The organism is uncultured Microbacterium sp. (assembly GCF_964244775.1).
Taxonomy (GTDB): Bacteria; Actinomycetota; Actinomycetes; order Actinomycetales; family Microbacteriaceae; genus Microbacterium.
Genome location: NZ_CAXTJR010000004.1, coordinates 86,386 through 109,446, shown reverse-complemented (window position 1 = coordinate 109,446; position 23,061 = coordinate 86,386). Strand labels below are relative to the sequence as shown.

Sequence of the window (23,061 nt, the reverse complement as noted above, 5' to 3'; positions counted from 1 at the left end):
ACAGTGTTCCTTTGTTGTTGTCCTTCTGGACTGGGCCCCGCGCGACACGCCTTCCGAGTACGTCGCGTGGGGCTTCCCCTTTTCGGCCGGAACACAATGACCGCATTGGGTAGCTTTTGGGTCGTCAGAGCCGCCTTCGTCTGAGGAGCACGGCCCCGGCCCCGGCCCCGGCCAGTCCGGCCAGCAACCCTGCTCCCAGAGCCGCTTGCGTGACATTCGGCGGGGCTCCAGGCGTGGTCGACGCGGCGAGGGCTGGTGTGGCGGAGACGCCGGTCTGAGTATTTGCGGCGACCGGCGCCGCGGGCGCCGCGGCCGCCGCAATTGGGGCGGCGGGTGCCCCCTTCGCTGGTGCGGGGTGTGGGGTCGTTGTCGTCCCCGAGACGGGCAGGCGTAGGCGCTCTGCGAGCGCTTGGGTGACCGCGGCTTGGCTGGTGGTGAGAGGCACGTAGCCCTCGGGTAGCTGGCCGCGCGCGGGGCCAGGAACGTTACCGTCTCCGGCCGCGTATTCGAGGAGTCGCGCATAGTCACTGCGTGAGGTGGCGTCGAGCGCGGTCAGATTGACGGCGCCGTTGATCGTCATGGCGAGGGGATACCCGCCCGTCGGAGTGGTCTTCGGGTCGACGGTAGCGACACCTGTGGCTGCGTCAACTGGCGCGGCAGCGAGGGCGGTGCTCACCGCCTCGTCGGTCGGGGCGACGAAGCTGCGCGCCGTAGCGACATCTTCGGTTCCCGTGGCCGAGCTCAGTGGGAGCGCGATGCTCGCCGTCGCGAGATTGTACGTCGCGGCGGCTGACAGCCCGGTTGGGCCGAGCGCGAATCGGCCGCCATTTGTCATCCGTGGGCGCTTTTCGTCGACGATGAAATTGCCAACGGCGCCCGACCACTCTGCCGTGCGCTTCGTGTCGGCGGTCGCGATCCGCGCGGCATTCGCGAGGGGTGACTCCGAGTAGGGAGAGTAGGCCGTCGAATCGACGAACTTGCCTTGGGTCGTTTTCAGATCCTCGGCAGTGGACGGCGTCGTCGTTCGGTCGGCCTTCACGAAGCTCGAGAGGGGTGTAGTCGACAGATCGGTCGTCGAGCCGTTCGTGCCGGTCGGGTCGTATTCGTAGTAAGGGTTGACGACCTGCCCCCACGGGTCGGGTTTCCCGCGCAGGAACGCGATGGCATCTGCATCCGCCTGCACATATCGCCAGAGCAACTCGATCGCATCGTCGCCCTGGGGGCCCCATACCAGCCAGGTTCCCCAAGCATTGGTCGCTGCGCTGGGGTTGCCGAGGGCCTCCCACTCCGGGTCGTCGTATACTGCGGCCGCGTTCCCCGTCCGCGTCAGCGCGGCACGCGAGACGCCGGTATCTGACCAGGTGCTCACCAGTTTGGGAATGTCCATGAGGTACGACTGAGTCAGCAACTTGGCGATCAGGCGGGGCGTCAGGCGGATTTGCGTGCGTACCGTGCCGCGCTCTCCGCTTTCGTCGTCCTCGATGACGAAAGCGATGGCGAGCGCGGTGTTCGCGAGCGGGGCGTAGGCAAGGTCCGCCGATGCGAGGAGAGCGGGATCGGCACTGCCGATCGATGCGGGCGTGATCGCGCTCGCCACGGCCGCCATCCCGACCTGCCCGGTCAGCAGCTGCCCACGGGTCAGGTCGGGGGCGTTCGTCGTCAGCGCGAGGTTGCTCGCTCCCGATCCGCCGCACAGCTTGCCCTGCCATGAGCTGAATGCCTGCGAGAGCAACTGGCTGCCGACCACTCGGCGCTCGGCGACGTTAGCGGGGCACGTCTGGTAGGGATCGGAGAAATCGAGCGGCACCGCGATGCGGTCCTGCCACGCGGTGCACTTGGGCGAGAGGGGCGAGCCGAGGGAAGCTTGCACTCGCGTGCCATGCTCACCACTGCCGAAACCATTGCATGGTGCCGCATCGCCACCCGCCGGCGCGTTCGCGTGTGCACCTCGCGGCACGATGACGAGCCAGCATCGCCCACCAGTGGTCGAAGAGCGGTTTCCGCATCCCAGATACGGCTGAGTCGGCGCGGATTGCACGGTGAACGGCTCGCGGGACGTGCCGTTCGCGTCGATCGGGATGAACGGGAGCTCGTTGGTGTTCTCGCGCGCGAAGAAGCGAGCCGTGCCGTCGGCGATGTTGCCACCGATCCCGACCGGTTCGGGAGCGCTGACCTGCCCGCTCACCGTCCGGAACGGTATATCTGCCCCGCTCCAGCGGCTCAGTGTCGTCCCAACTGCAGCGCTGCCGTTGAAGAGCCGACCGTACGAACTGACGCTCCCATCCGCGCGCGACGAGTCGGAGTAGCCACCGAACTCGCACGTCTCATTGAAGTCGGCCGCGGTGGGGTCTGGTCCCCAACACTGAAACGCCTGCAAGAAGTTGGTGAAGTCGGTTCCCCACGGGGCGATCCCGGTCGGTGCCATGCCCTTCGCTGTAATGAGGACGGACTCGTCGCCGAGCTCCTTCGTCTTCGACACGGTGACCTCTAGGTTCTTGAAGTCGTCCCAGTGCCCCGACCCGGCATCGTTGCCCTGGCCGTCGCTCGTCAGCACAGCGTGATCGGGTTGGTATTTCTGCACGTCGGATGCGTTACCACCTGCCCACTTCACCGTGATGGCCGATGAGCTGTAAGCGTCGCCGTCGCTCTGGGCGGACGCCGACGTGGGTAGTGCGGCGACCACCGACGCGGTGATCGCGACGACGGCGGCTGCTGCAGCCCCGCGGCGTCTGGCGGAGAGCCCGCGGTTCATGACGCCGCCTTCTTCCGTATCGCGGGATCAGGCAGGGTGTTTCCCCGCCGGCGGGCCCGTCGGCCAAGCCATGGCGGAAGCAGCGTTGCGGCGATCAGGGCGAGGCCTGCCGCGAAAAGCACGGTGGGCGACAGTAGGCCGATCGACGCGACCGGAAGGGCCTGCGGCGTTGCAGCCAAGACGGTCGGCCCCTTCGCGGCACCATCGACCGAGTCCACTGCTGCAGCAGCAGCGCCCGACGGCCCTGTGGCGGCAGCAGCGCTCTGCGCACCGTTCGTCGCCGCGCTGGTGGTGTCAGTCGAGGTCGTTGCCGCAGTTGCATCCTTCAACGCTGTCGTCGTTGTCTTCGCACCGCCAGTTCCCGTTGCGCACTGCGTGGGCCCCTGGCGGTCACAGTCCGGAGGGAGTGCCGCCGTCTTGGCGAGTGCGTTGCCGTTGGGGTCAGACGGGTCGAGCGTCGGGTTGTTGCACGACCCCCGCGCGGAGAACCCGGTGACGGCCGGGTCGCCTCCGGGAACCCGCTTGATCTGCTTCTGCGCCCCCTCTACGAGGTTGACCGGTAGGGGAGAGTAGCCGAGAGTCTCGGCCTGTTGCTGCCCTTCGCAGAGGAAGTACGATCCGAACGCTGCAAGGGTGAGTCCTTTGTCGTCGCTGAAGTTCGCCTCGTTGCGGATCGGCAGGATGATGTAGCTGTAGCTCGACAACGGGTACGCGCGCGAGTCGGCGTTGAGGTAGACATCCCGCAGATCTTGGGTCAGATAGTCGGGCGAGTTCTCGTCCTCGTTGATGTGTGCCTGAAGGAGTCCCACAGCGACGGCCTGTGCCGTCGGCTCTGTGTAGTAGCCGGCGGAGTTGAGCAGCTTCACCACCGGGAAACCGGCGTTCAGCGCGTAGGAGTACTCGACGAACGTGATCGCACCGACCGATTGCGACTGCGCAACGTAGCCCGCGACGCCGTTCGATCCGGCGCGCGCCACGAACCCGCTGCCCGGCACGACCGGATAGTTGCTTGTCACCCCGCAATGTCCGTTGATGGACTCGCGTCCGACCTTCGCACAATAGGCGTCCCAGACGTCCGGATGCTCCTGCCGTAGCCAGATGGAGAACTGCGCCGTGGCGCCCGAGCCGTCGGATCGGACGACGGGGACGATCGGCACGGCGGGTAGGGCGAGCTGAGGGTTGTCGGCGACGATCTGCGGGTCATTCCACACCGTGATGACACCAGCGAAGATCTTCGCCACCGAGTCGCCGGACAATCGGAGGTTCGTGACCTTCTTGCCCGCGATCTCGAGGTTGTACATGAATGACGTACCGCCCGCGACGATCGGCATGTAGGCGAACCCGCGAGATGGCCGCTGATCAGCTTCGTTACTGTTGGCGATCCCGTACGGGATCTCGCTCACGCCGAAGTCCGAGGTGCCGTTCGCAAAGTCGTTGCGTCCCTGGGTCGACCCCGACTCGGAGTACGTCAGCTTCCACTGATAGTTCGCCCACACGTTGCGGATCCACTGCTGTAAGGCATTCGCCGACCAGGTGGAGCCCGACCCGACGACGGGAGCGTGGACTGACCCGACGGCGGCTTGGGCGGCGGTGGCGAACTGTACGCTTCCGACCGTCATCAGAGTGACACCGACGATCGCAACGACCGCTCGGGTCAGCGACCAGCGGACACCGCTCATCGCCCACCTCCTGGGGTTGCGGGCGCGTCACTCGGGAACTCTCGGGCGCTATGCGTGTCACGATCGGCGAACCGCGCGGCATCGCGCTGCGACGCGGCGCGGGCTCGTGCCTGCGCTCCTGTCGAGAGCTGACCCGGGCCACGACCGCCGATCGCCCGCGCCAGCAAAAAGAGGATGAAGACGAGGGTCATAAGGACCGCAGCGGCGCCGAACCCCCGCGCGATCTGGGTCGGCTCGGGGCTCTTCACGAGAGTGAACGTTGCCAGTGGCAGTGACACCATCGGGCCGGAGAAGGGGTTCAGCGCGAAGAAAGTGGTGTACCCAGCAGTGAGCAGTACAGGGCTCGTCTCGCCGATGCCGCGGGCGGTGCCGAGAACGATGGCGGTCATCAGACCCGACTTGCTCGTCGGAAGGACGACATGCCAGATCGTGCTCCATTGGCTGGCGCCCATCGCAAGCGACGCCTCTTTGAGGGTCGAGGGCACGAGCCGCAGCACGACGTCGGCCGAGCGGATGATGATGGGCAGGATCATGATCGTGATAGCGAGGGCTGCGGCAAAACCCGACTTCTCGAAGCCGAACATGAGGATGTAGGTCGCATAGATGAACAGCCCGCAGATGATCGAGGGCAACGCGGTCATCGCTTCGCAGACCGTGCGCACCACCCGGGTAAACGGTGAAGGAAACTCGGCGAGGCATACTGCGGTCAGAAGCCCGAGCGGAATCGCGATGGCCAGGGCGATGGAGATCATGATGAGCGTCCCGATCGCGGCATGCGCCATTCCGCCCACGGTGAGGGGATCAAGAGGGCCGGCAAGCGAGAGGTCTTGCACCCAGAAATTCCATTGGAGGAACGCGGAGGATCCGCGCAGCAGCGTGAAGATCACGACGACGGCCAGGGCGAGCATCAGCACGAAGGCGCCGGAGTGGATCAGTACCGCGACCACGCGGTCGCGGATGGTTATTCTGTCGTCGTCGAAGCTGATCAGCACGACGAAGAACAGCACGAACAGGCCATACGCGGTGAGCACGAACGGCAGAGCACCCTCGAACGGCAGGATCTGCGTGAACAGCCACGCGGTCGCGCCTATCGCCGCGACCGCGGCTCCGACGACACGAAGGATGTCGTCGCGACGCACCTTCGACAGGTTGCGGCGCTCTTCGGGCCGGCTCGAGTGCAAGATGCGACCGCGACCCGGCACGTGAGTGCGCGTGATGCGGCCGGCGAGCGTCGCACGCCGATGCGTGCGACCGCGCGGCTCGCTCGTGAGAGTGATCTGTTGGGTCATATCCGTGCTCAGCTCGAGGCCCCGGACCGGGACCGCTGGATGATGAAGCCCGCAACGAAGTTGACGAGCATGGTGATGACGAACAGCATGAGCCCCGCGGCCATGAGACCCGAGAGTTCGAACTGCGATGCTTCGCCGTATCGCAGTGCGATCAGTGCGGAGATCGAGTTGGTGCCGGTCGACAGCAGGTGCCAGTTGATGACGAAGATCGGTGAGATCACGAGGTAGACCGCGATCGTCTCGCCGAGCGCGCGGCCGAGGCCGAGCATGGTGCCACCGATGATGCCGCCAAGCCCGAAGGGGTAGACGACTGTGCGGATCATGCCCCATTTGCTCGAGCCGAGCGCCAGCGCGCCCTCGCGCTCGACGACCGGCGCCTGGCTGAACACTTCACGCATGATCGATGCGGCGATCGGCGCGACCATCATCGAGACGACCAGTCCGGCAAGAAATGCGGATGCGGTGAAGACCGTGGGCGTCGCCAACGGGTTGTTCGGGTCGAACTGCGGCACCGAGAAGATCGGAATCCAGCCGAGATATGTGGAGATCCACTGGGCGACGGGCAGGATGCTGCCCTCGAGCCAGAACGCCCCCCATAGGCCGTAAACGACTGAGGGAATCGCGGCCATCAGGTCGACGATGCCCACGAGAAACCGGCGGATGGCCTCGGGGGCGTACTCCGAGATGTACGTCGCCGTCGCGAGGGCGAGGGGGATCGCGACCGAGATCGCGATAAGAGCGATCGTCACCGTGCCGAACAGCACGGCGGCGATGCCGAAGCGGCCGGAGTTCGGCTCCCACGCCTGCTCGGTAAGAAAGCTCGGGCCCGCCACAGCAATGGCCTGAGCGCCGCGCACTGCAAGGAAGACGCCGACGAGCGTCATGATCGCGAGAACGATCACCCCGCCGCCGTGGGCTCCGAAACGAAAGACGTTGTCTGCGGTGCCGCGCGGATGAGTGAGGTGGCGAGGACTATCGGCGGCTCCGTCGAGCTGATCGCTCGGCGGTAGCTGTCGCGTCTGAGACATCTCTAGATTCCCCGGTCTGGTGGTGGCCGTTGCAGTCACCGGCCGGACGCAATCATGCGCGTGTACGGCGTGTGCGCGCTCAACGTTGCGACGTCGCTTGCGGAGAACGTGGGGGAGCCTCAGAGCGAACAGTCGGTGAACGCATCCGGCTCAACATTGTCTGCCGCGGAATGTGGCGCATATGATTCGGCGAGCTGTGAGCACGCAGCACCGGACCCGCGGAATTCCGGGGATCGCTGCTGACGACAGTGACCCGACGGGGTTTCGATGGCGAACCCAAAGATTTCGTTCAAATGGATGAAGCGGGGATGCTCTCGCCAACGCCGGCGCGTGTCCGCGGTGGTGTCGAGCGATGGGAGCATGTTCTTGCACGACGAGAAGGCGGGGGTCATGTCCAGCACCACAAGGCCCACGTTCGGGCTCCCCGCCGAGACAAGGGGCGATTCACGTTTCGTCCGGGTGTTCGGCAGCCGGCGCGCATTGATCCCTTTCGCCACCATCGTCTTCGTGGCGACGGCGATCCAAGTACTCGTCAACCCGATAGTCGCTCTCCTCGGCGTGACGGCCGTCTGGGACTATCCGCTCCCGCTCTTCGCTGTCTCAGTCATCGTGACCCTGATTTGCGCGCTGCAATCGGCCGCGCTCCTTTTGAGCGTTCGGTCGCCCTGGTTGGCGGTGTTGGGCACGCTCGTCTGCTATCTCGCGATGATCTTTCTGCTCAACTTGCCGGGTTGGGTGCAAGGTATGGAGTTCGTGGTGGCCATCGCGATGTTCCTGCTTGCGGCCAGGGGCCCGACCCCGGTGGCGATCGCCTGGCTCGCGTTGGTTACTGTGGTCGTCCTCACCTCTTTGGCTGTGTGGGCTGCCCTCGCTGGTGCACCCGCTGGGGTCATCTCCGCTTTCGTCCTCAATCGAGGTGCCGCCTTCTTCGCGCCTGCCGCCGGGGCGACGGCCCTCGGCATCTGGTGGGGCGTACGATCGCGTCGCGTTGCGCGCGCCTACGCGCAGATCGAAGAGGCAGAGCGCGACCAGGAAGAGAGGATTGAGGTGGCGCGCGCGCAGGAGCGGGTGCGGATCGCGCAAGAACTGCACGATGTCGCGAGTCAACACATCGCCGGTCTCCTTTCGCTAGCTGATGCCGCGATCGACACCGACATCCGCGACCTCGCTCGAGCCGTGCAACTCATCGAAGACATGCGGGTTGAGGGCCGATTCGCCTCGGCGAGCCTGTATGCCGCGCTACGAGACCTGCGGTCGGTCGACGGCAGGCGGGCCGACCGCACACCCGACCTGCGGGACGTGCCTGAACTCTTGGCCTACTGGCAGCAGCGCGGAATGACTTTGGAGTACACCACGCTCGGTGAGCTCTCCGACCTTCCCGCTGTCGTCTCGACGAGCGCATATCGCGGTGTGCAGGAGGCCCTGACCAATGCCGCGAAGCATGCACTGGGTGCAACGGTGAGAGTTGCGATCACCACTGATGATGAGCGACTCCGTATCAGCGTGGAGAATGGCCGACCGTTGGGCGAACGTTCCGAGATGGAGGGTGTCGGCCTCGGCTGGGGGCTCGATGGGCTACGCGAGCGTGTGTCGTTGCTGGCCGGTACCGTCGATGCGGGCGCGACCCCGGGGGGAGGTTGGAGAGTGACCATCGACCTGCCGCTGCTCGACATCGATACACCGCGCGCTCTCGTGGGCTGATGCCGAGGGCAAAACTCATCCGCGTGCTCATCGTCGACGACAACAAGACGATGCGCCGCGGAATCCGCATGCGACTGGAGCACGCTACCGACATGGTGGTCGTGGGCGAAGCCTCGAACGGCGAGGATGCTGTGCGGATCGCGCGTGTCGAGCGACTCGATGTGATCCTGATGGATCTGCATATGCCTCGGATGGACGGGTTACAGGCGACCCGCGCCATTTTGGCGGCGGCCGCCCACCCTCCGCGGGTCCTGATTATGACCAGCGAACTCAGCGATGACTACGTCATCGATGCCATCGAGGCAGGAGCAGTGGGCTACCTGCTGAAGAACCACGAGACCGAGCAACTCGTCGGAGTAGTGCGTCGATCCCTTCAGGGCGACACCGCCATCTCGCCGCGGCTGACACCCCGACTCGTGCGGGAACTCGGCGACCTGCGGGGCGGGAAAGAACTCGACTGGACGGCCATCCATCTGCTCACGCCAGCAGAACTCAGAGTAGTCCGTCTGCTCAGCAGCGGCACGACCGGCAACGAAGAGATCGCGGCAGAGCTCACCCTTTCGGTGCACACCGTGCGTAGCCAGATCACATCGGCACTCAAGAAGCTCGACCTCGACGACCGCACGCAGCTCGCCCTCTGGGGTGTCCGAAATCGCCTCGACCTGCGTGAGTCTTAGTCCGATTGAGTGAAGTTTGATAAGAAAGTCGATCGGGCGCGGGGTGCGGCTTCGGTGTCGGTGGGTCTCGCAACCGCATGCGTGCATGTGATGTCGAGGGTCGGTGTTACCTGGATGCTTGCGTCACGGTGAACTGCGGGTCTCTCTGGCATCGCCTGTTCATCGTGCGGTCATCCGGAGCGCCCCACGCCGTCGCCTCTACGAAACCCCATTCCGCATGAGCGTTGGGGGCGCGAGGCCGGAGTATGAGCGGCGCATCATCAGCTCGCAGACCCGGAGGCGATGTGGACCCGATCTACCCTCGCTTCGCGACCACCGACCCGTCGTTCTACGACGACCCCCGCCGACGCGTGGTCGATCGACTGGGGCGCTATGAAGTGGACGCCGAGGTCGCGTGGACTGAGTGGGACGACACGGACGACGGTCATTGGCGATTCTGGCGGCCGGTCGATGCGCGCCTTCCAGATCAGGGCTGGAAGATCCATGCCAGCGCGACGCCGACCGTGGCGGCCGACCTCCTCCGCACGGTGTCGACTTTTTGCCACTCTCGACGGTTGCCTTTCAAGCACCTCGTCCACCGCCACGTCCTGTGGTCGGTGAACGGGAAGGAGGCTGACCGCACGGCGTCGGGGAAGTTCATCACGATCTACCCGAGCGACGAGGCCCAGCTGCACGATGCGCTCGTCGGGCTGGACGGACTCGTCGGTGGGATGCCGGGGCCGTACGTGCTCACCGATCTCCGGTGGAACTCCGGCCCGCTATCGGTCCGATACGGCGCGTTCACGCGCCAACTCGCCGACATCGATGGCCGACGCGTCGCCGCGGTGCGCGCGCCCGACGGGACGCTGGTCGCGGATGTGCGATCGACGCAGTTCGTCGTTCCGGAGTGGGCATCTCTGCCACCGGCACTTGTCGCCCAGCGCGACGCGCTGGGTACCGAACCGCCGTGGGATCTCCCGCGGGTGACCGGGGCACTCCACCACTCCAACGCGGGTGGAGTGTACGAGGCGATCGACCACGATGGTGCCGTCGTGGTGCTCAAGGAAGCCCGTCCGCACGCGGGTCTGACCCCGGACGGTCGTGATGCCCTAACCCGCCTCCGCGATGAAGAGCGCGCCCTCTCATGCATCGATGCGCCGTCGGTCGTGCGCGCGCGGCGGACGGTGGAGGCACACGGCCACCGCTTCCTGGTGATGGACCGCGTCGACGGCGTGGCCCTCAACAAGGCGGTCGTGATGCGGCATCCGCTCGTGCGGGCCTCAGCGACGGCTGACGAGATCGCCGACTACCGCGACTGGGCGCTCCGCATCATCGGTGGCGTGGAGGTCGCACTGGGCGCCGTGCACGCCGCCGGGTATTCTCACGGCGACCTTCACCCCGGCAACGTCCTCGTCACCCCCGACGACGGTGTCGTGTTACTCGACTTCGAGATGGCCCGACCGCTCACCGAGAATGTGCCTGCCATCATCGGGGCTCCGGGCTTTGTCCCACCCGACGGGCGTGGTGGGACGAGTCTCGACCGGTACGCCTTGGCCTGCATACGGCTGTTCATCTTCGCTCCGCTGACAGCGCTCATCGCTCACGATCGCGACAAGGCGCGTGAGCTCTGTCGGTGGGTCGAGCGCCGCTTCGAGGTCGACTCGGGCTGGGCCGCGCGGGTCATCCTCGATCTTGACCTCTTTCGCAACGATCGGGCGGCGCATGTAGAAGCAGGGCATGCGATTGAGGAGTGGGACTCGGATGCATCCGGAGCCCTGGCCGGCTCGATTACCGCCATTGCGGCAGCGCTCGCCACCGATGCCGACCTCGCCCGTCGCGATCGATTGTGGCCCGGAGATCCGGCGCAGTTTGGTGAACCCGCTGCGGCGCTGGCTCACGGTGCAGGCGGGGTCCTCGTCGCCCTTCATGATGCCGGGGGCGCAGCGCCTGACGGCGCAATGGAGTGGTTTCAGCGCGACGTGGAACGCGAACTCGCCGACCCATTGCCTCGACTCGGGCTGTGTGATGGGCTCGCGGGAGTGCTGTGGGCGCAGCGACGCCTCGGATTGCACGGGGCGGCGGCGAGAGTGTTGGACCGACTTCGCGTCGCGAGTCTAGACGAGCAAGGGGCCGATCTCTCTAGCGGGTTGTCGGGGCTGGGACTTGTGTTGCTCGCCGAGAGCCATAGCGACGCCAGCCTGAGACCACTCGTCGATCGGATTGCCGAGCGGGTCGCCGACCTGTTCGACGAGCGCGCGCGCCCCGGCCGCTCGACCGCGGCCACCGGCTGCGGAGGGCTGCTGCGCGGCACAGCCGGCATCGCGCTATTCGCGAGCAAACTGTTCGCGGTCACGGGAGACGAACGGCACCTGCGCTTAGCGGAACAGGCGGTCGACGACGACCTCTCCGTCTGCGTGTGGCTACCGGACGGTTCGCTGCAGCTCGACGAGGGCTGGCGCACGATGCCCTACCTCGGGTCGGGTTCGGCCGGAGTCGGGCTCGCATTGCTCGAGTTGCTACCGATGTCGATGCATCGTGATCGCTATATCGAGTCACTGAACGGAATACGCCGGGCCGCTAGCGTTGAGCTGGTCGCACAGTCAGGGCTGCTGGAGGGGCGATCGGGCCTCATCCACTTCCTGATCGCGCTCGCACGTGCGGGTCACGACACTCCCGAAAGTGCGGAAGCGCTGGCACGACACGTTCGCCTGCTCCGGCTGCATGCCGTGCGGCGCGCGGAAGGTCTCGGCTTTCCGGGCAATGGCCTCATGCGGCTCTCGTGCGACCTCGCCACCGGATCGGCGGGGGTGTTGAGTGCATTGACCGCCTACCGGGACCATCTCGCCGGGTCATCGCGCGGGCTCGCCTCGACGGCAACTCCTTCAGGCGTCCCGACGGACTCCCTACCGGCCCCGGTGGGGAACAACTTGACCTTTACGTGAGAGGAGGTGAATCACATGGGTTACCTTCTTTCGCTCCAGGTTCTCGACCAGCGCGACGACGAGCAGCGCGGCCAGTTCGCGAGTACGTTCAGCACCAGCTTCTGCCTCAGCACCACTTCCGCCGGAATCTGCTGACCCTTCGACCGTCACCGGCCGGTCGGCGCCTGGGGCCGCGCCCGGCCGGCCGGTGACACCTCGCATCTACGCCACCGTCGGCGGGACGTCAGAGCTCGGTGGCGATTCCCGGCGCGATCCCGCCCGGGTCGGCGGGCAGCAGACTGACCAGCGGCACGTCGAGCACTTCGGCGAGCTTCACGAGAGTCAGCAGCTGCGGGTTGGCGGGTGTGCCGGGGTTCGACACGCCCTTCTCCAGCTTGCGGTAGGTGAAGGAAGCGATGCCGGCGGCCGCCGCCACGACATCTTGCGACAGCCGACGGCGTCGCCGCGCCCTCTCCAGCGCGATGCCGAGGGCGGCGGTGTACCGAGCCCACGCGTCGTCCGACGACTCAGACATGCGGTTGCTCGGTTGGGACGTCCGCCACCGGTACGACCTCGCAATCCGTCATCGCTGACGCGTTCTGCGCACGCGGGGTGACCGTGCCGCGGGCGGGGGCACGGCGCCCACAGCGAGCCGCCGGGGTCGTTCGGGATGAGGGTCGAGGCCGGTACCTCGAGCACTTCAGCGATGGCCATCACGCTCGCCAGCAGCGGATTTCCGCGAATCTTTCCGTTGGACTCACCCTTCTCGATCTTGCGGTAGGTGAACTCCGAGAGGCCGGCCGCGTCTCCGACCTGTCGTTGCGTGAGACCGCGCTCCAGGCGCAGTGCCCGCACATTTTCACCGAGCTGGCGGATGAACTCGCGCCACTGCGTACTGTCGAGATCGGGCATGTCTCGACACTGCCCGAACCGCACGTGTACATGACGCATCTACAGATGCGTCATCTACTTGTTACGCGTCGGGTCGGAGTTCGGCAGCGAGGAGGGGATCGGCCAGTACGGCCCTCAACACAGCCCGGGCGCTGTACAGCCCGACGTCCACCCGCACTCGTCGACCATCGTCGATCGACAGCCATGTCTGGGTGTCGTGCACGCGGCGGGTGAATCCGACCTCGACCGTGGTCGTGAAGGTGGTGGCGGGATCGCCCATGCGCCGCAGCTCGAGCTCGACCGGGATTCCGTCGCTGAAGTGGTCTTCGTCGTCGGGGTGGACCGTGCGACCGTGCTCGGTCGTGCACCACGCGAACCCGCAGAGCGTCGGTGCAGCGTGTTCGTCGGGTGTGGACTCATCGGTCATCGTGCTGCCCCTTGCCGCGTCGAGGTGTCGTTGGACGGAGAGGTGGGCACGACCTCGATCCCAGCCAACACCGGGGTTGCGACATTCGCCTCCGCACGCACGCAGGCATGCGCCCGAGTGCTGACTGGGATGCTCGCACTCACGGACATCAGACGCAAGACGTTGTACGCATTCATACATGCGTAACTCGTCTTCGCGCGGCGAGCAGAAAAGGCATGTATACATGCGCTTATGTGCGTGACGTGGGCAGCCTGACCGGTGCGATTCGAAGAGTTCGCGTCCGCTTACCCGCGCGACTACGGCGAGATCTGGTACGCCGACGCCGCTCGGCACGACATCACGAGGGATGCCGCATCCTGGGCCCACCTCTTGGGGCAGCGACTGCACGACTTCCTGTCGGGCGCAGCATCCCTCCACAGCCCCTCCGACGCGCTGCGTGAACTCGCCACCTATTCGCGGTGGAACCAGCAGCACTTTGTCGATACCGTGCGTGCCATCCAGGGGCGCGATGGCGGCGCGCGGGGCGTCCGTGCCATGCATTTTCACACCATGGCGCACTGCCTCTTGCCGATGTGGAAGCCCGTGCTGGGCGCTGGCCGGGCGGCGAACGTGCGCGAGCGGCGCGTGGCACAGCTCCTGCTGGCGGTGCACGCGGGGCACATGATCACCCGGCGGGAAGAGCTGCTCACCCTCTCGCCCCGCCCCGACTCGAGAGTCGCGGCCATCCTCGCCGTCCAGCACGGCATGCTCACCGAGACCGACGCGCTCGTCGTCGTGCTCGAGATCGTGCGCCACCTGCCCGACCTCGTCGTGCTGCCCGCCCCGCCGCAGTTCGAGTCGTCGTCAGCGGCGCGCAATGCCGACCTGCTCGTGCTCGACCTGACCAGGCGCACCGTCGCCGGGATCCAGGTCAAGACGTCACTGGTCGACGCCGACAAGGTGCGACGCCAGCACGGAAGCGTCGTGCTCGTCGATGGGGTGGCCGACCTCGGTAACCAACGGCTGGTGCCGGTGCATCCGCGATCGTCGACCAAGCGCCCCACCGTCTGGCCGGGGCTGATCAGTGCGCACTTCGTGCTCGGAGCGAACCCGCGCTCTACGGTGTTCGCGCCGTGGCGAGCGAGCATCGAGCAGCTGCAGGCGCAGCTGCCGCAAACGGTGCACGGCACCTCTGACTACCTCCGCCGCGCCGTCCCCCACCTGCGGCAGCGGATCCTCGAGGCGATCGCCGACTGACCCCTCGGCGTGATCGCCGGGTGAGCGGTTAGGGTCGAGGAATGGGTCTGTTCTCCCGCTCGAAACGAACGTCCGAGCCCGGCGCAACGAGTCAGGACGTCGTGGCCGTAGCATCCGATCGGGATGCTGAAGCCGCCGCTGCGGCATCCGCCGCGCCCATCGAATCAATCTCGCCCGTCGGCATCTCGATGGCGACGTTCCAGGGTGTCGGCGAAGCCCCGACGCCGCGCGTCGAAGAGCCCGTGCCTCCTGCGCGAGTGCAGTCGCCTGCACCAGTGCAGTCGCCTGCGCGAGCCGAGGCCCCCGCGGCCAGCGAGACGATTCCTGGCCTCCGCGACAACGTCCTGCTGCGCGAGGCGGTGGCCACCCTGCCCGAGAATCCCGAGCCACGCGACCTGTTGAACGTCGTCCGGCAGCTCCTGCAGGGCAACGTCTTCCTGCGCGTCAAAGGCGATGCGCGCTCGCTGCTGTCGGCCGGCCGCGAGCTGCCGCTCGCCGTCGCGGGGCAGGGTGATGCGCAGTTCGTGCTGACCTACAGCAGCGGCGCGGCGATGCGCGACAGCCTTCGCGCAGACGGCGACACCGACACCTCGGCAGTGGGTCAGTCGTCGCTCGCGGTCATCCGGCTCGTGCTGGCCGGCACCTATGCGGGATTAATCGTCGACCCCGCATCGACGCCCGCACCGATCATGCTTCCGCGCGCCCTTCTGCAGCACGCGGTCGACGACGGCGACGAGAACGCCGCGATCAAGACCCTCCTTTCGGCCCCGCGCACGGACGCGACCGCCCACCAGGTCGTGGATGCGATGATCGGCGCTCCACTATGGATCGCGGCGAACCGCGCGGGTGACGGCCAGCCGATGGGGATCGCCGAGTCACGAACGCCGGACGGCGACCGCTTCATCGAGGTGTTCTCCCAACCGCTCGAGGTACTCGCGCTCGGCCGCGGTGACAGCCCCGTGCCGGTCAAGGCCGCGCAGCTGGGCGCCGCACTGGCCGCCGATGAGGCGATCACCGGCCTGCTGTTCGACCCGGGCGGACCCTGGCTGCGGGTCGTGCGCGCGGAACTCATGCCCGTCATCGCGCTCGCGCCCTGACCGCGCCGCAGGGGTGTCGCCGCGTCGTACCTCACCCGTAGGGTCGGAGCATGGCGAGCGAGTTCACGATGCTGACCGTGCCGGGCCCGGCCGGCGACCGCGAGGTGCGGCTGTCGAGCCCCAACCGGGTGATCTGGCCCGAGCCGGGCATCACCAAGCGCGAGCTCGCCGAATATCTCATCGCCGTGTCGGGCCCGTTCCTCGCCGCGAACGGCAACCGTCCGGTCTCGCTCGAGCGGTTCCCCGACGCGATCGGTGGCGACAGCTTCTTCTCCAAGAACCCGCCGAAAGGCACGCCCGACTATGTCGAGGCGGTCACGGTGACGTACAACAGCGGGCGACGGCATCCGCAACTCGTCCTCACCGAGCCGGCCGCTGTGGTGTGGGCCGCGCAGATGAACACGATCGTCTTCCACCCGTGGGCGTCTCTCGCCGGCGACACCGACAACCCCGTCGAGCTGCGCATCGACCTCGACCCGCAGCCGGGGACGGATTTCTCGGATGCTGCGGCCGTCGCCCCTGCCCTCCGCGAAGTGCTCGCCGAAGCCGGCCTGACGGCCTTCCTCAAGACCAGCGGGAACCGCGGGATCCACCTTTTCTGCCCGATCGAACCGACGCACGAATTCCTCGACGTGCGGCATGCGGTGATCGCCGCCGGGCGTGAACTGGAGCGGCGGATGCCCGAGAGGGTCACCACGAACTGGTGGAAGGAAGAGCGTGGCGAGCGCATCTTCATCGACTTCAATCAGGCCAACCGCGATCGCACGATGGCAGGTGCATACAGCCCCCGGGCGCTGCCTGCGGCGACGGTCGCGACGCCGATCACGTGGGACGAACTGGCCGAGGTCGACCCGACGGCGCTCACCATTCGCACCGTGCCCCAGCGGCTCGCGGAGGTCGGCGACCCGTGGGCAGACCTGCAGGCGAAGCCCGGTCGTATCGACGTTCTGCTGGAGTGGTGGGAGCGCGATCTGTCGAAAGGGGTGGGCGAGCTGCCCTTCCCGCCGGACTTCCCGAAGATGCCCGGCGAGCCGCCGCGCGTGCAGCCGAGTCGCCTCAACCCCGACAACTGGGCGTGACCGGAACACGTCAGTCCAGAACCGCCCCGACGTCGTAAGCCGAGACAGACTCGAGCTGCTCGTACGTGCACGAGAGCGGATCCCGATCGGGCCGCCACCGGTCGAACTGCACAGTGTGACGGAAGCGCCACCCCTCGAGCTGGTCGTAGCGCACTTCGAGAACACGCTCAGGGCGCAGCTTGACGAACGACGAGTCGCGATCGGCTGCCGAGAAGCGCGACTTCTCACCCTCTCCGGTGAGCGCCTCGCCCGAGGCATCCATCTGCACGAGCGGAGCGAGTTCGTCGACCAGCTCCAGGCGTCGGTTGTCGGTCCAGGCCGAGACCGCCCCGACGTTGTGCAGTCGCCCTTCGTCGTTGTAGAGGCCGACCAAGAGCGACCCGACGCCGGCTCCGCTCTTGTGGATCCGGTACCCGAGCGCGACCACATCGGCCGTGCGCGCGTGCTTGATCTTGAACATCGTGCGCTTGTTCGGCGCATACGGGTGGGCGAGGGGCTTGGCGACGACGCCGTCAAGGCCCGCGCCTTCGAACTCGGCGAGCCAGCGTTCCGCCACGGCCGGGTCGTCGGTCGTGCGGGTGACGTGGATCGGATGCGGGAGCCCGCCCAGCAGGTCGACCAGCTGTGCGCGCCGCACCTCGAACGGCTCGGACTGCAGGTCGCGGTCACCGCGGGCGAGCAGATCGAACGCGATGAACATCGCCGGCGTGGTCTCGGACAGCATCGTCACCCGTGAGGCCGCCGGGTGGATGCGCTGGGTCAGCGACTCCCAGTCCAGGCGCTGCGCGCCCGACTCGCCCTTGGGCACGACGACTTCGCCGTCGATCAGGCAGGGTTCGGGCAGCAGTCGCGAGAAGGCTGCCACCAGCTCCGGGAAATACCGGGTGAGCGGCTTGGCGCCGCGGCTGCCGATCTCGACGTCCGTGCCGTCCCATGAAACGAGACCGCGGAACCCGTCCCACTTCGGCTCGTAGCTGAGCCCGCCGGGGGTCTTCGCCGGATCGGGGATGTCGGGCACGGACTTCGCCAGCATCGGCGCGGGGATCTCGTACGGCATGGGTCCATCCTGGCCCGCCGTCCGGACATGGTCGAGCGGCTGTCGTGGAGGGGTTACCCCTGGATCGGATGCTTCGGTCGCGCCCACCTGACCGGTCGGTCGGGCCCGTCCCACACCTGGATGACACCCCACGCCGCGGCGGTGATCGGTACCGCGAGCACCGCCCCGACGATGCCTCCGAGCACCGTGCCGATGGTCAGCGCGACCAGGATCACGAAGGCGTGCAGCTTCATCGAGCGTCCCATGAGGAAGGGCTGGAGGAAGTTGCCCTCGAGCTGGTTGACGAGGACGACGACCCCGACCACGAACAGCGCATTGACCCAGCCGTTCGCGACCAGGGCGACCAGCGCCGCCAGGATCCCGGCGAGGGTCGCGCCGACGATCGGGATGAACGCGAGAAGGAACACCAGCACCGCGAGCGGGATCGCCAACGGCACCTGGAGGATGAGCAGACCGATCAGGATGCCGACAGCATCCACGAGCGCGACACCCGCGGTGCCGCGCAGATACGACCCGAACACGGTCACCGTCTTGTCGCCGATGCGGCGGGCGCGCATGTAGTGGTCGCCGTGGAAGGGGCGTAGGACGAACTCCCACATCTGCGGTCCGTCCTTCAGGAAGAAGAACAGCACGGTCACCAGCAGGACGAATCCGGTGACGAAGTTCGCGACCGCCCCGACGCCCGCAAGCGCCCCCGAGCCGAACTGCGAGCTCGTGAGGAATCCGGTCAGCTGCTGGCCCCACTGGTCGAGCTGGGCCTGATCCGGCGAGAACGGGAGGGTCTGCACCCAGGCGAGCAGCTCGGTGAAGCCGTCCTGCGCCTGCGCGTACAGGTCGTCCCACTGATTCTCGACCGCCCATACGATGAGCCACGTGATGCCACCGAGCAGCACCACGATCCCCAGCAGCGTGATGACGGTGGCCAGGAGCGACGGAATGCCTCGTCGCCGCATCCACCGCATCACCGGCGCGAACGCGGACGCGATGATCAGCGCGAGCACGAGCGGAATCGTCACGAGCGTCAGCGACTGGATGCCGAAGATCACAGCGGCGACGACGATCAGCACGACGATGATCTGAATCGCGCGGATCGCGAGCCGGCCGAAGCCGTCAGCCCAGAGGCTCCACGGTGCTCGCGTCGCCGCCAGTTCGACGCTCGATGCCTCGATCGTCACCCGCTGCGGTTCATTTCTGCCGAAGAGTGCCATGCATCGAGGCTAAGCCGCAGGCACCGGATGCCCGGGGCACTTGCCCCGCGATGCGCCACCCGATAGGACCGTACCCTCGTGCTAGTGTCGACCGCAAAACCGACTGGACGGTATGCGAAGCGGGAGGCGCCATGACCGACACCACAGGCACAGCGCGAATCACAGGCGCGGCGCGGTTCGAGAATTCCGTGTCGCTGATCACGGGAGCCAGTCGAGGGATCGGCCTCGCGATCGCCCAGCGCCTCGTCGACGAGGGCGGTTCGGTCGTCATCACGGGCCGCCGGCAGGAATCGCTGGATGCTGCGGCCGCGCAGCTGGGAGCATCGGCGTCGGTCGTGGCGGGCCGGGCAGACGATGCGGAGCATCGCGCCGACGTCTTCGCGCAGATCGCCGAGCGCCACGGCCGGCTCGATCATCTCGTCAACAACACCGGCATCAATCCGGTCTACGGACCGCTCGCCGACGCCGATGCCGACGCCGCGCGGAAGATCCTCGAGGTGAACGTCGTCGCGACGCTCGAGTGGACGAGGTCTGCGATCGCCGCGGGACTCTCGCGCTCCGTCGTCAACATCGCCTCGGTGGCCGGGCTCGGGGCGAGCCCGGGCATCGCGTTCTACGGCATCTCGAAAGCCGCGCTGATCAACCTCACGATGCAGCTCGCCTACGAGCTTGCCCCCGCGATCCGTGTCAACGCCGTCGCGCCCGCGGTCATCAAGACGGCGTTCGCCCGTGCGCTCTACGAGGGGCACGAAGAAGAGGCGTCCCAGGCGTATCCATTGCGCCGGCTGGGTGAGACCGCCGACGTCGCCGGTCCTGTCGCCTTCCTGCTCTCCGATGACGCCGCATGGATCACGGGCCAGACGCTGCCGATCGACGGCGGCGCCGGCATCCGTCCCTTCCTGTGATGGCGACGAGGCCCGGAAGGATGGGTGCATGAGAGGCTCTCGTGTCGCGGACGACGTGACCCGTGCCGCCGTCGAACTGTTCGCCACCCAGGGCTACGCCCACACGAGCGTGCAGCAGATCGTCGAGGCGGCGGGCGTCACCAAGGGCGCGATGTACCACTACTTCGAGTCGAAGGACGATCTGCTCTTCGGCATCTACGACTCGCTGCTGTCGCTGCAGAAGTCGCGGCTGGACGAGATCATCGCGCGCGGCGGCGCGGTCGACGACGTGCTGCGGGCGGTCTGCGTCGACGTGATCGAGACCTCGATCGAGTTCATGCCCGAGGGGACGGTGTTCTTCCGCAGCGCGCACATGCTGTCCGAGTCGCGTCGCCAGGAGGTCACCCGTCGCAGACGGGCGTACCACGACGAGTTCGCCGAGCTCATCGAGCGCGGTCAGGCGGAAGGCGCGTATCGCGCCGACATCCCCGTCGCCGTGCTGGTGGCGCACTTCTTCAGCGACGTGCACTACCTCTCGCACTGGTATTCGCCCGCAGGGCCCGAAGGCAAGACCGTCGTCGCCGAGCAGCTCACCGACCTGTTCATGACCAGCATCAGGAGGACGGATGCCTCAGCCTGACCACATGCGCGCCTGGCGCGTGGTCAGCCGCGCAATTGGGCGCGGCCGAGGCTTGAGAGGTGCACTTCGTCGGGTCCGTCGGCGATCCGGAGCGACCGGATGCCCGCATACAGTTCGGCCAGCGGCGTGTCGGATGACACCCCGGCCCCGCCGTGCACCTGGATGGCGCGGTCGATGATCGTCTGCGCGGCACGGGGCACGGCGATCTTGATCGCCTGGATCTCGGTCATCGCCGCGCGGTTGCCGAGGGTGTCCATGAGCCACGCGGTCTTGAGTACGAGCAGGCGCAGCGACTCGAGCTGGATGCGCGCCTCGGCCACCCACTCGCGGATGACGCCCTGGTCGGCGAGGCTCCGGCCGAAGGCATGGCGGGCATTGGCCCGTGCGATGAGGAGGGCCAGCGCCCGCTCGCCCATGCCGAGAGCGCGCATGCAGTGGTGGATGCGGCCCGGACCGAGGCGGGCCTGCGCGATGGCGAACCCCGACCCCTCGTCGCCGATGAGGTTCGCGGCCGGCACCCGCACGTCGTCGAAGGCGATCTCGGCATGCCCGCCGTGCTCTCGGTCGTCGTAGCCGAACACCGAGAGCGGCCGGACGATCCGCACCCCTGGGGTGTCGCGCGGCACGAGGATCATCGATTGCTGCCGTAGGCGTTCGGCGTCGGGATCGGTCTTGCCCATCACGATGAAGATCTGGGCCGCCGGGCTCATCGCCCCGGTCGACCACCATTTGCGACCCGTGATCACGTACGAGTCGCCGCCTTGCGAGTGCCTGTCGCGACGGATGCGGGTGCCGATGTTCGTCGCGTCCGATGAGGCCGCATCCGGTTCGGTCATGCAGAACGATGAGCGAATGCTGCCATCCAGCAGCGGCCGCAACCACCGCTCTTTCTGCGCAGGGCTGCCGAAGTCGTGCAGCAGCTCCATGTTGCCGGTGTCGGGCGCCGCGCAGTTGAATGCGACAGGCGCGAGCCGCGGGCTCCAGCCGGTGATCTCGGCGAGCGGGGCGTACTGGAGTGAAGTGAGGCCTGCGCCATGCTCGCCGGGAAGGAAGAGATTCCACAGGCCCTCGGCGCGGGCTTCCGCCTGCAGTTCCGCGATGATCGGCGGTGCGCCCCAGGTGTCGGGCGCGGCGGCGAGCTGTTCGTCGAGGATGCGCTCGGCGGGCAGCACGCGATCGTCGACGAAGGCGCGCACCTTCCCGATCAGTTCCTCGGTGCGGGCGTCGTGTGCGAAGTCCATTTCAGAGTCCTTGTGCGAGGTGGATGCCACGGCCCAGGTGCGTCAGGCCGTCGGCCGATAACGGCTCGACGAGGTCGCCGATGTGGTCGAACCCCTCGCCGACGGTCTGCCCCGATCGGTAGCGGAGGTGGATGCCCTCGGCGATGACCGCGAGCTTGTAGGCCGCGAACGCGCGGTACCACGACAGATCCGGCACGGCGATGCCGGCTCGGGCGGCATAGGCGTCGACCAGTTCGTCGAAGCCGGGGTAACCCGCGGCGGAGTCGACCGCCGCCTGCATGACGCGGGGGTCGTGGGCGATGTCGGCGATGTCGGCGATGTTCCAGTACATGCCGAAGATGCCGAGGTCGACGAGCGGGTCGCCGATCGTCGACATCTCCCAGTCCAGCACCGCAGCGACGCGCGGATCGTCTCCGGCACCGATGATCGCGTTGTCGAGGCGGTAGTCGCCGTGTACGAGCGTCGTGCGCGAGGTTTCGGGGAGCCGCTCGGCCAGGCGTTCCTGCAGAAGGTCGAGGGCGGGCACGTCGCGCGAGCGCGACGCGTCGAGCTGCCGCCTCCAGGTGCGAACTTGGCGTTCGAGGAAGCCGTCGTGGCGCCCGAAATCGGCCAGGCCGATGCGGTCGGGCTCGACCGAGTGCAGGGCGGCGAGCACCTCGGCCAGTTCGATGCTGATCGCTCGCAGTGCGGCCGGGGTGTACCGCGCGTTCTGCGCGCGATGCGCGAGCACGCGGCCCTCGACGAACCGCATGACGAAGAACGGGGTGCCGGTCACTCGCTGCACATCGGTGTCGTCGACGATGTCGACGGCCTCCGGCACCGGCACGGGGGAGGCGTGCAGCGCGGCGATGACGCGATGCTCGCGCCGCATGTCGTGGGCGGTGGGCAGAACGTGCCCGAGCGGGGGACGCCGGAGCACGAGCGGCACGACAGCGCCGTCGAGACGGTACGTCAGATTGGACTTGCCGCCGACGATCACGGTGGCGCGGAGCGGGCCGTCGGCCAGGTCGGGATGCGCGTCGGCGAGCCACGCGGTCGCCCCCGCGACATCCAACCCGGGAACCTCCGCGGAAACCTCGGTCATCATCGATCCGCCTCTCTGCGGCCGACGCGCGTCGCACTCGGCGGTCCTGATGGCAGCATACCGGATGGTCGGTTTGCTGCCCGCGAGCGGCGCCCCCACGGGGGTCGAGTAGGCGCGCCAGCGCCGTATCGAGACCGCGGCTGAGCCTGCGTGGTACGTCGGTTCGGGATCTCGATACGCTCGCAAGCTCG

Annotated in this window: 18 protein-coding genes and 1 pseudogene; 8 read left to right on the top strand and 11 right to left on the bottom strand. The window is 67.3% G+C overall.

Going from position 1 to position 23,061, the window contains the following annotated elements; translation table 11 throughout:
- Positions 1 to 124: 124 nt before the first annotated feature.
- Genes ACFE6Z_RS09140 through pstC form a run of 4 tightly spaced genes read right to left on the bottom strand, consistent with a single transcriptional unit; the run spans position 125 to position 6,748 of the window.
- Positions 125 to 2,752: a hypothetical protein gene (locus ACFE6Z_RS09140; protein WP_375385424.1), complete on the bottom strand. Its 2,628-nt coding sequence runs from the start codon at positions 2,750 to 2,752 to the stop codon at positions 125 to 127.
- The gene (locus ACFE6Z_RS09135; protein WP_375385423.1) at positions 2,749 to 4,431 is read right to left on the bottom strand and encodes a phosphate ABC transporter substrate-binding protein PstS; all 1,683 of its coding nucleotides are present in this window, start codon (positions 4,429 to 4,431) and stop codon (positions 2,749 to 2,751) included. The genes ACFE6Z_RS09140 and ACFE6Z_RS09135 overlap by 4 nt, the downstream gene beginning before the upstream one ends.
- The gene (gene pstA, locus ACFE6Z_RS09130; RefSeq protein WP_375385422.1) at positions 4,428 to 5,720 is read right to left on the bottom strand and encodes a phosphate ABC transporter permease PstA; all 1,293 of its coding nucleotides are present in this window, start codon (positions 5,718 to 5,720) and stop codon (positions 4,428 to 4,430) included. Before pstA ends, ACFE6Z_RS09135 begins: the two co-directional genes overlap by 4 nt.
- A gap of 8 nt (positions 5,721 to 5,728) precedes the next feature.
- Positions 5,729 to 6,748, bottom strand: coding sequence for a phosphate ABC transporter permease subunit PstC (gene pstC, locus ACFE6Z_RS09125; protein WP_375385421.1), 1,020 nt, complete (start codon positions 6,746 to 6,748; stop codon positions 5,729 to 5,731).
- Positions 6,749 to 7,138: 390 nt separating this feature from the next.
- Between pstC and ACFE6Z_RS09120 the strand changes: the two genes are divergently transcribed.
- The 3 genes from ACFE6Z_RS09120 (at position 7,139) to lanKC (ending at position 12,047) form a co-directional block, all read left to right on the top strand.
- The gene (locus ACFE6Z_RS09120; RefSeq protein ID WP_375385420.1) at positions 7,139 to 8,449 is read left to right on the top strand and encodes a sensor histidine kinase; all 1,311 of its coding nucleotides are present in this window, start codon (positions 7,139 to 7,141) and stop codon (positions 8,447 to 8,449) included.
- Positions 8,449 to 9,126: a response regulator gene (locus ACFE6Z_RS09115; protein ID WP_375385419.1), complete on the top strand. Its 678-nt coding sequence runs from the start codon at positions 8,449 to 8,451 to the stop codon at positions 9,124 to 9,126. The genes ACFE6Z_RS09120 and ACFE6Z_RS09115 overlap by 1 nt, the downstream gene beginning before the upstream one ends.
- A gap of 284 nt (positions 9,127 to 9,410) precedes the next feature.
- Complete coding sequence (gene lanKC / locus ACFE6Z_RS09110; protein ID WP_375385418.1) at positions 9,411 to 12,047, top strand: class III lanthionine synthetase LanKC; 2,637 nt, start codon at positions 9,411 to 9,413, stop codon at positions 12,045 to 12,047.
- A gap of 223 nt (positions 12,048 to 12,270) precedes the next feature.
- Here the strand turns inward: lanKC and ACFE6Z_RS09105 are convergent, their stop codons facing one another.
- From ACFE6Z_RS09105 to ACFE6Z_RS09095, 3 genes and pseudogenes are all read right to left on the bottom strand, one after another.
- A complete protein-coding gene (locus ACFE6Z_RS09105) occupies positions 12,271 to 12,561 on the bottom strand; it encodes a helix-turn-helix domain-containing protein (protein WP_375385417.1) in 291 nt (96 codons plus the stop codon).
- Positions 12,562 to 12,719: 158 nt separating this feature from the next.
- Positions 12,720 to 12,938 (bottom strand): annotated as a pseudogene (locus ACFE6Z_RS09100) (helix-turn-helix domain-containing protein); the annotation flags it as partial.
- A 61-nt stretch (positions 12,939 to 12,999) separates the two neighbouring features.
- Complete coding sequence (locus ACFE6Z_RS09095) at positions 13,000 to 13,344, bottom strand: hypothetical protein (protein ID WP_375385416.1); 345 nt, start codon at positions 13,342 to 13,344, stop codon at positions 13,000 to 13,002.
- Between the two features lie 258 nt (positions 13,345 to 13,602).
- On the opposite strand from ACFE6Z_RS09095, the gene ACFE6Z_RS09090 reads away from it, so the two are divergent.
- The 3 genes from ACFE6Z_RS09090 to ligD are packed head-to-tail and all read left to right on the top strand — an operon-like array spanning position 13,603 to position 16,756.
- Positions 13,603 to 14,580, top strand: coding sequence for a hypothetical protein (locus tag ACFE6Z_RS09090; RefSeq protein ID WP_375385415.1), 978 nt, complete (start codon positions 13,603 to 13,605; stop codon positions 14,578 to 14,580).
- Between the two features lie 41 nt (positions 14,581 to 14,621).
- Positions 14,622 to 15,677 carry an SseB family protein gene (locus tag ACFE6Z_RS09085; RefSeq protein ID WP_375385414.1) on the top strand — a complete coding sequence of 352 codons (1,056 nt, stop codon included), beginning with the start codon at positions 14,622 to 14,624 and terminating at the stop codon, positions 15,675 to 15,677.
- A 50-nt stretch (positions 15,678 to 15,727) separates the two neighbouring features.
- Positions 15,728 to 16,756 carry a non-homologous end-joining DNA ligase gene (ligD, locus tag ACFE6Z_RS09080; protein WP_375385413.1) on the top strand — a complete coding sequence of 343 codons (1,029 nt, stop codon included), beginning with the start codon at positions 15,728 to 15,730 and terminating at the stop codon, positions 16,754 to 16,756.
- Between the two features lie 10 nt (positions 16,757 to 16,766).
- Here ligD and ACFE6Z_RS09075 read toward each other — a convergent pair whose 3' ends face one another.
- Both ACFE6Z_RS09075 and ACFE6Z_RS09070 read right to left on the bottom strand, forming a co-directional pair.
- Positions 16,767 to 17,813, bottom strand: coding sequence for an ATP-dependent DNA ligase (locus ACFE6Z_RS09075; protein WP_375385412.1), 1,047 nt, complete (start codon positions 17,811 to 17,813; stop codon positions 16,767 to 16,769).
- A gap of 53 nt (positions 17,814 to 17,866) precedes the next feature.
- A complete protein-coding gene (locus ACFE6Z_RS09070) occupies positions 17,867 to 19,021 on the bottom strand; it encodes an AI-2E family transporter (RefSeq protein ID WP_375385411.1) in 1,155 nt (384 codons plus the stop codon).
- Positions 19,022 to 19,152: 131 nt separating this feature from the next.
- On the opposite strand from ACFE6Z_RS09070, the gene ACFE6Z_RS09065 reads away from it, so the two are divergent.
- Together ACFE6Z_RS09065 and ACFE6Z_RS09060 are read left to right on the top strand one after the other, a co-directional pair.
- Complete coding sequence (locus ACFE6Z_RS09065) at positions 19,153 to 19,926, top strand: SDR family oxidoreductase (RefSeq protein ID WP_375385410.1); 774 nt, start codon at positions 19,153 to 19,155, stop codon at positions 19,924 to 19,926.
- A 28-nt stretch (positions 19,927 to 19,954) separates the two neighbouring features.
- Positions 19,955 to 20,545 (top strand): TetR/AcrR family transcriptional regulator, encoded by a 591-nt coding sequence (locus ACFE6Z_RS09060; RefSeq protein ID WP_375385409.1) that lies wholly within the window; start codon positions 19,955 to 19,957, stop codon positions 20,543 to 20,545.
- A 23-nt stretch (positions 20,546 to 20,568) separates the two neighbouring features.
- Here the strand turns inward: ACFE6Z_RS09060 and ACFE6Z_RS09055 are convergent, their stop codons facing one another.
- Together ACFE6Z_RS09055 and ACFE6Z_RS09050 are read right to left on the bottom strand one after the other, a co-directional pair.
- The gene (locus tag ACFE6Z_RS09055; protein ID WP_375385408.1) at positions 20,569 to 21,786 is read right to left on the bottom strand and encodes an acyl-CoA dehydrogenase family protein; all 1,218 of its coding nucleotides are present in this window, start codon (positions 21,784 to 21,786) and stop codon (positions 20,569 to 20,571) included.
- Between the two features lies 1 nt (position 21,787).
- Positions 21,788 to 22,870, bottom strand: a complete 1,083-nt coding sequence (locus ACFE6Z_RS09050; protein ID WP_375385407.1) for a phosphotransferase family protein — start codon at positions 22,868 to 22,870, stop codon at positions 21,788 to 21,790.
- Positions 22,871 to 23,061 lie beyond the last annotated feature (191 nt).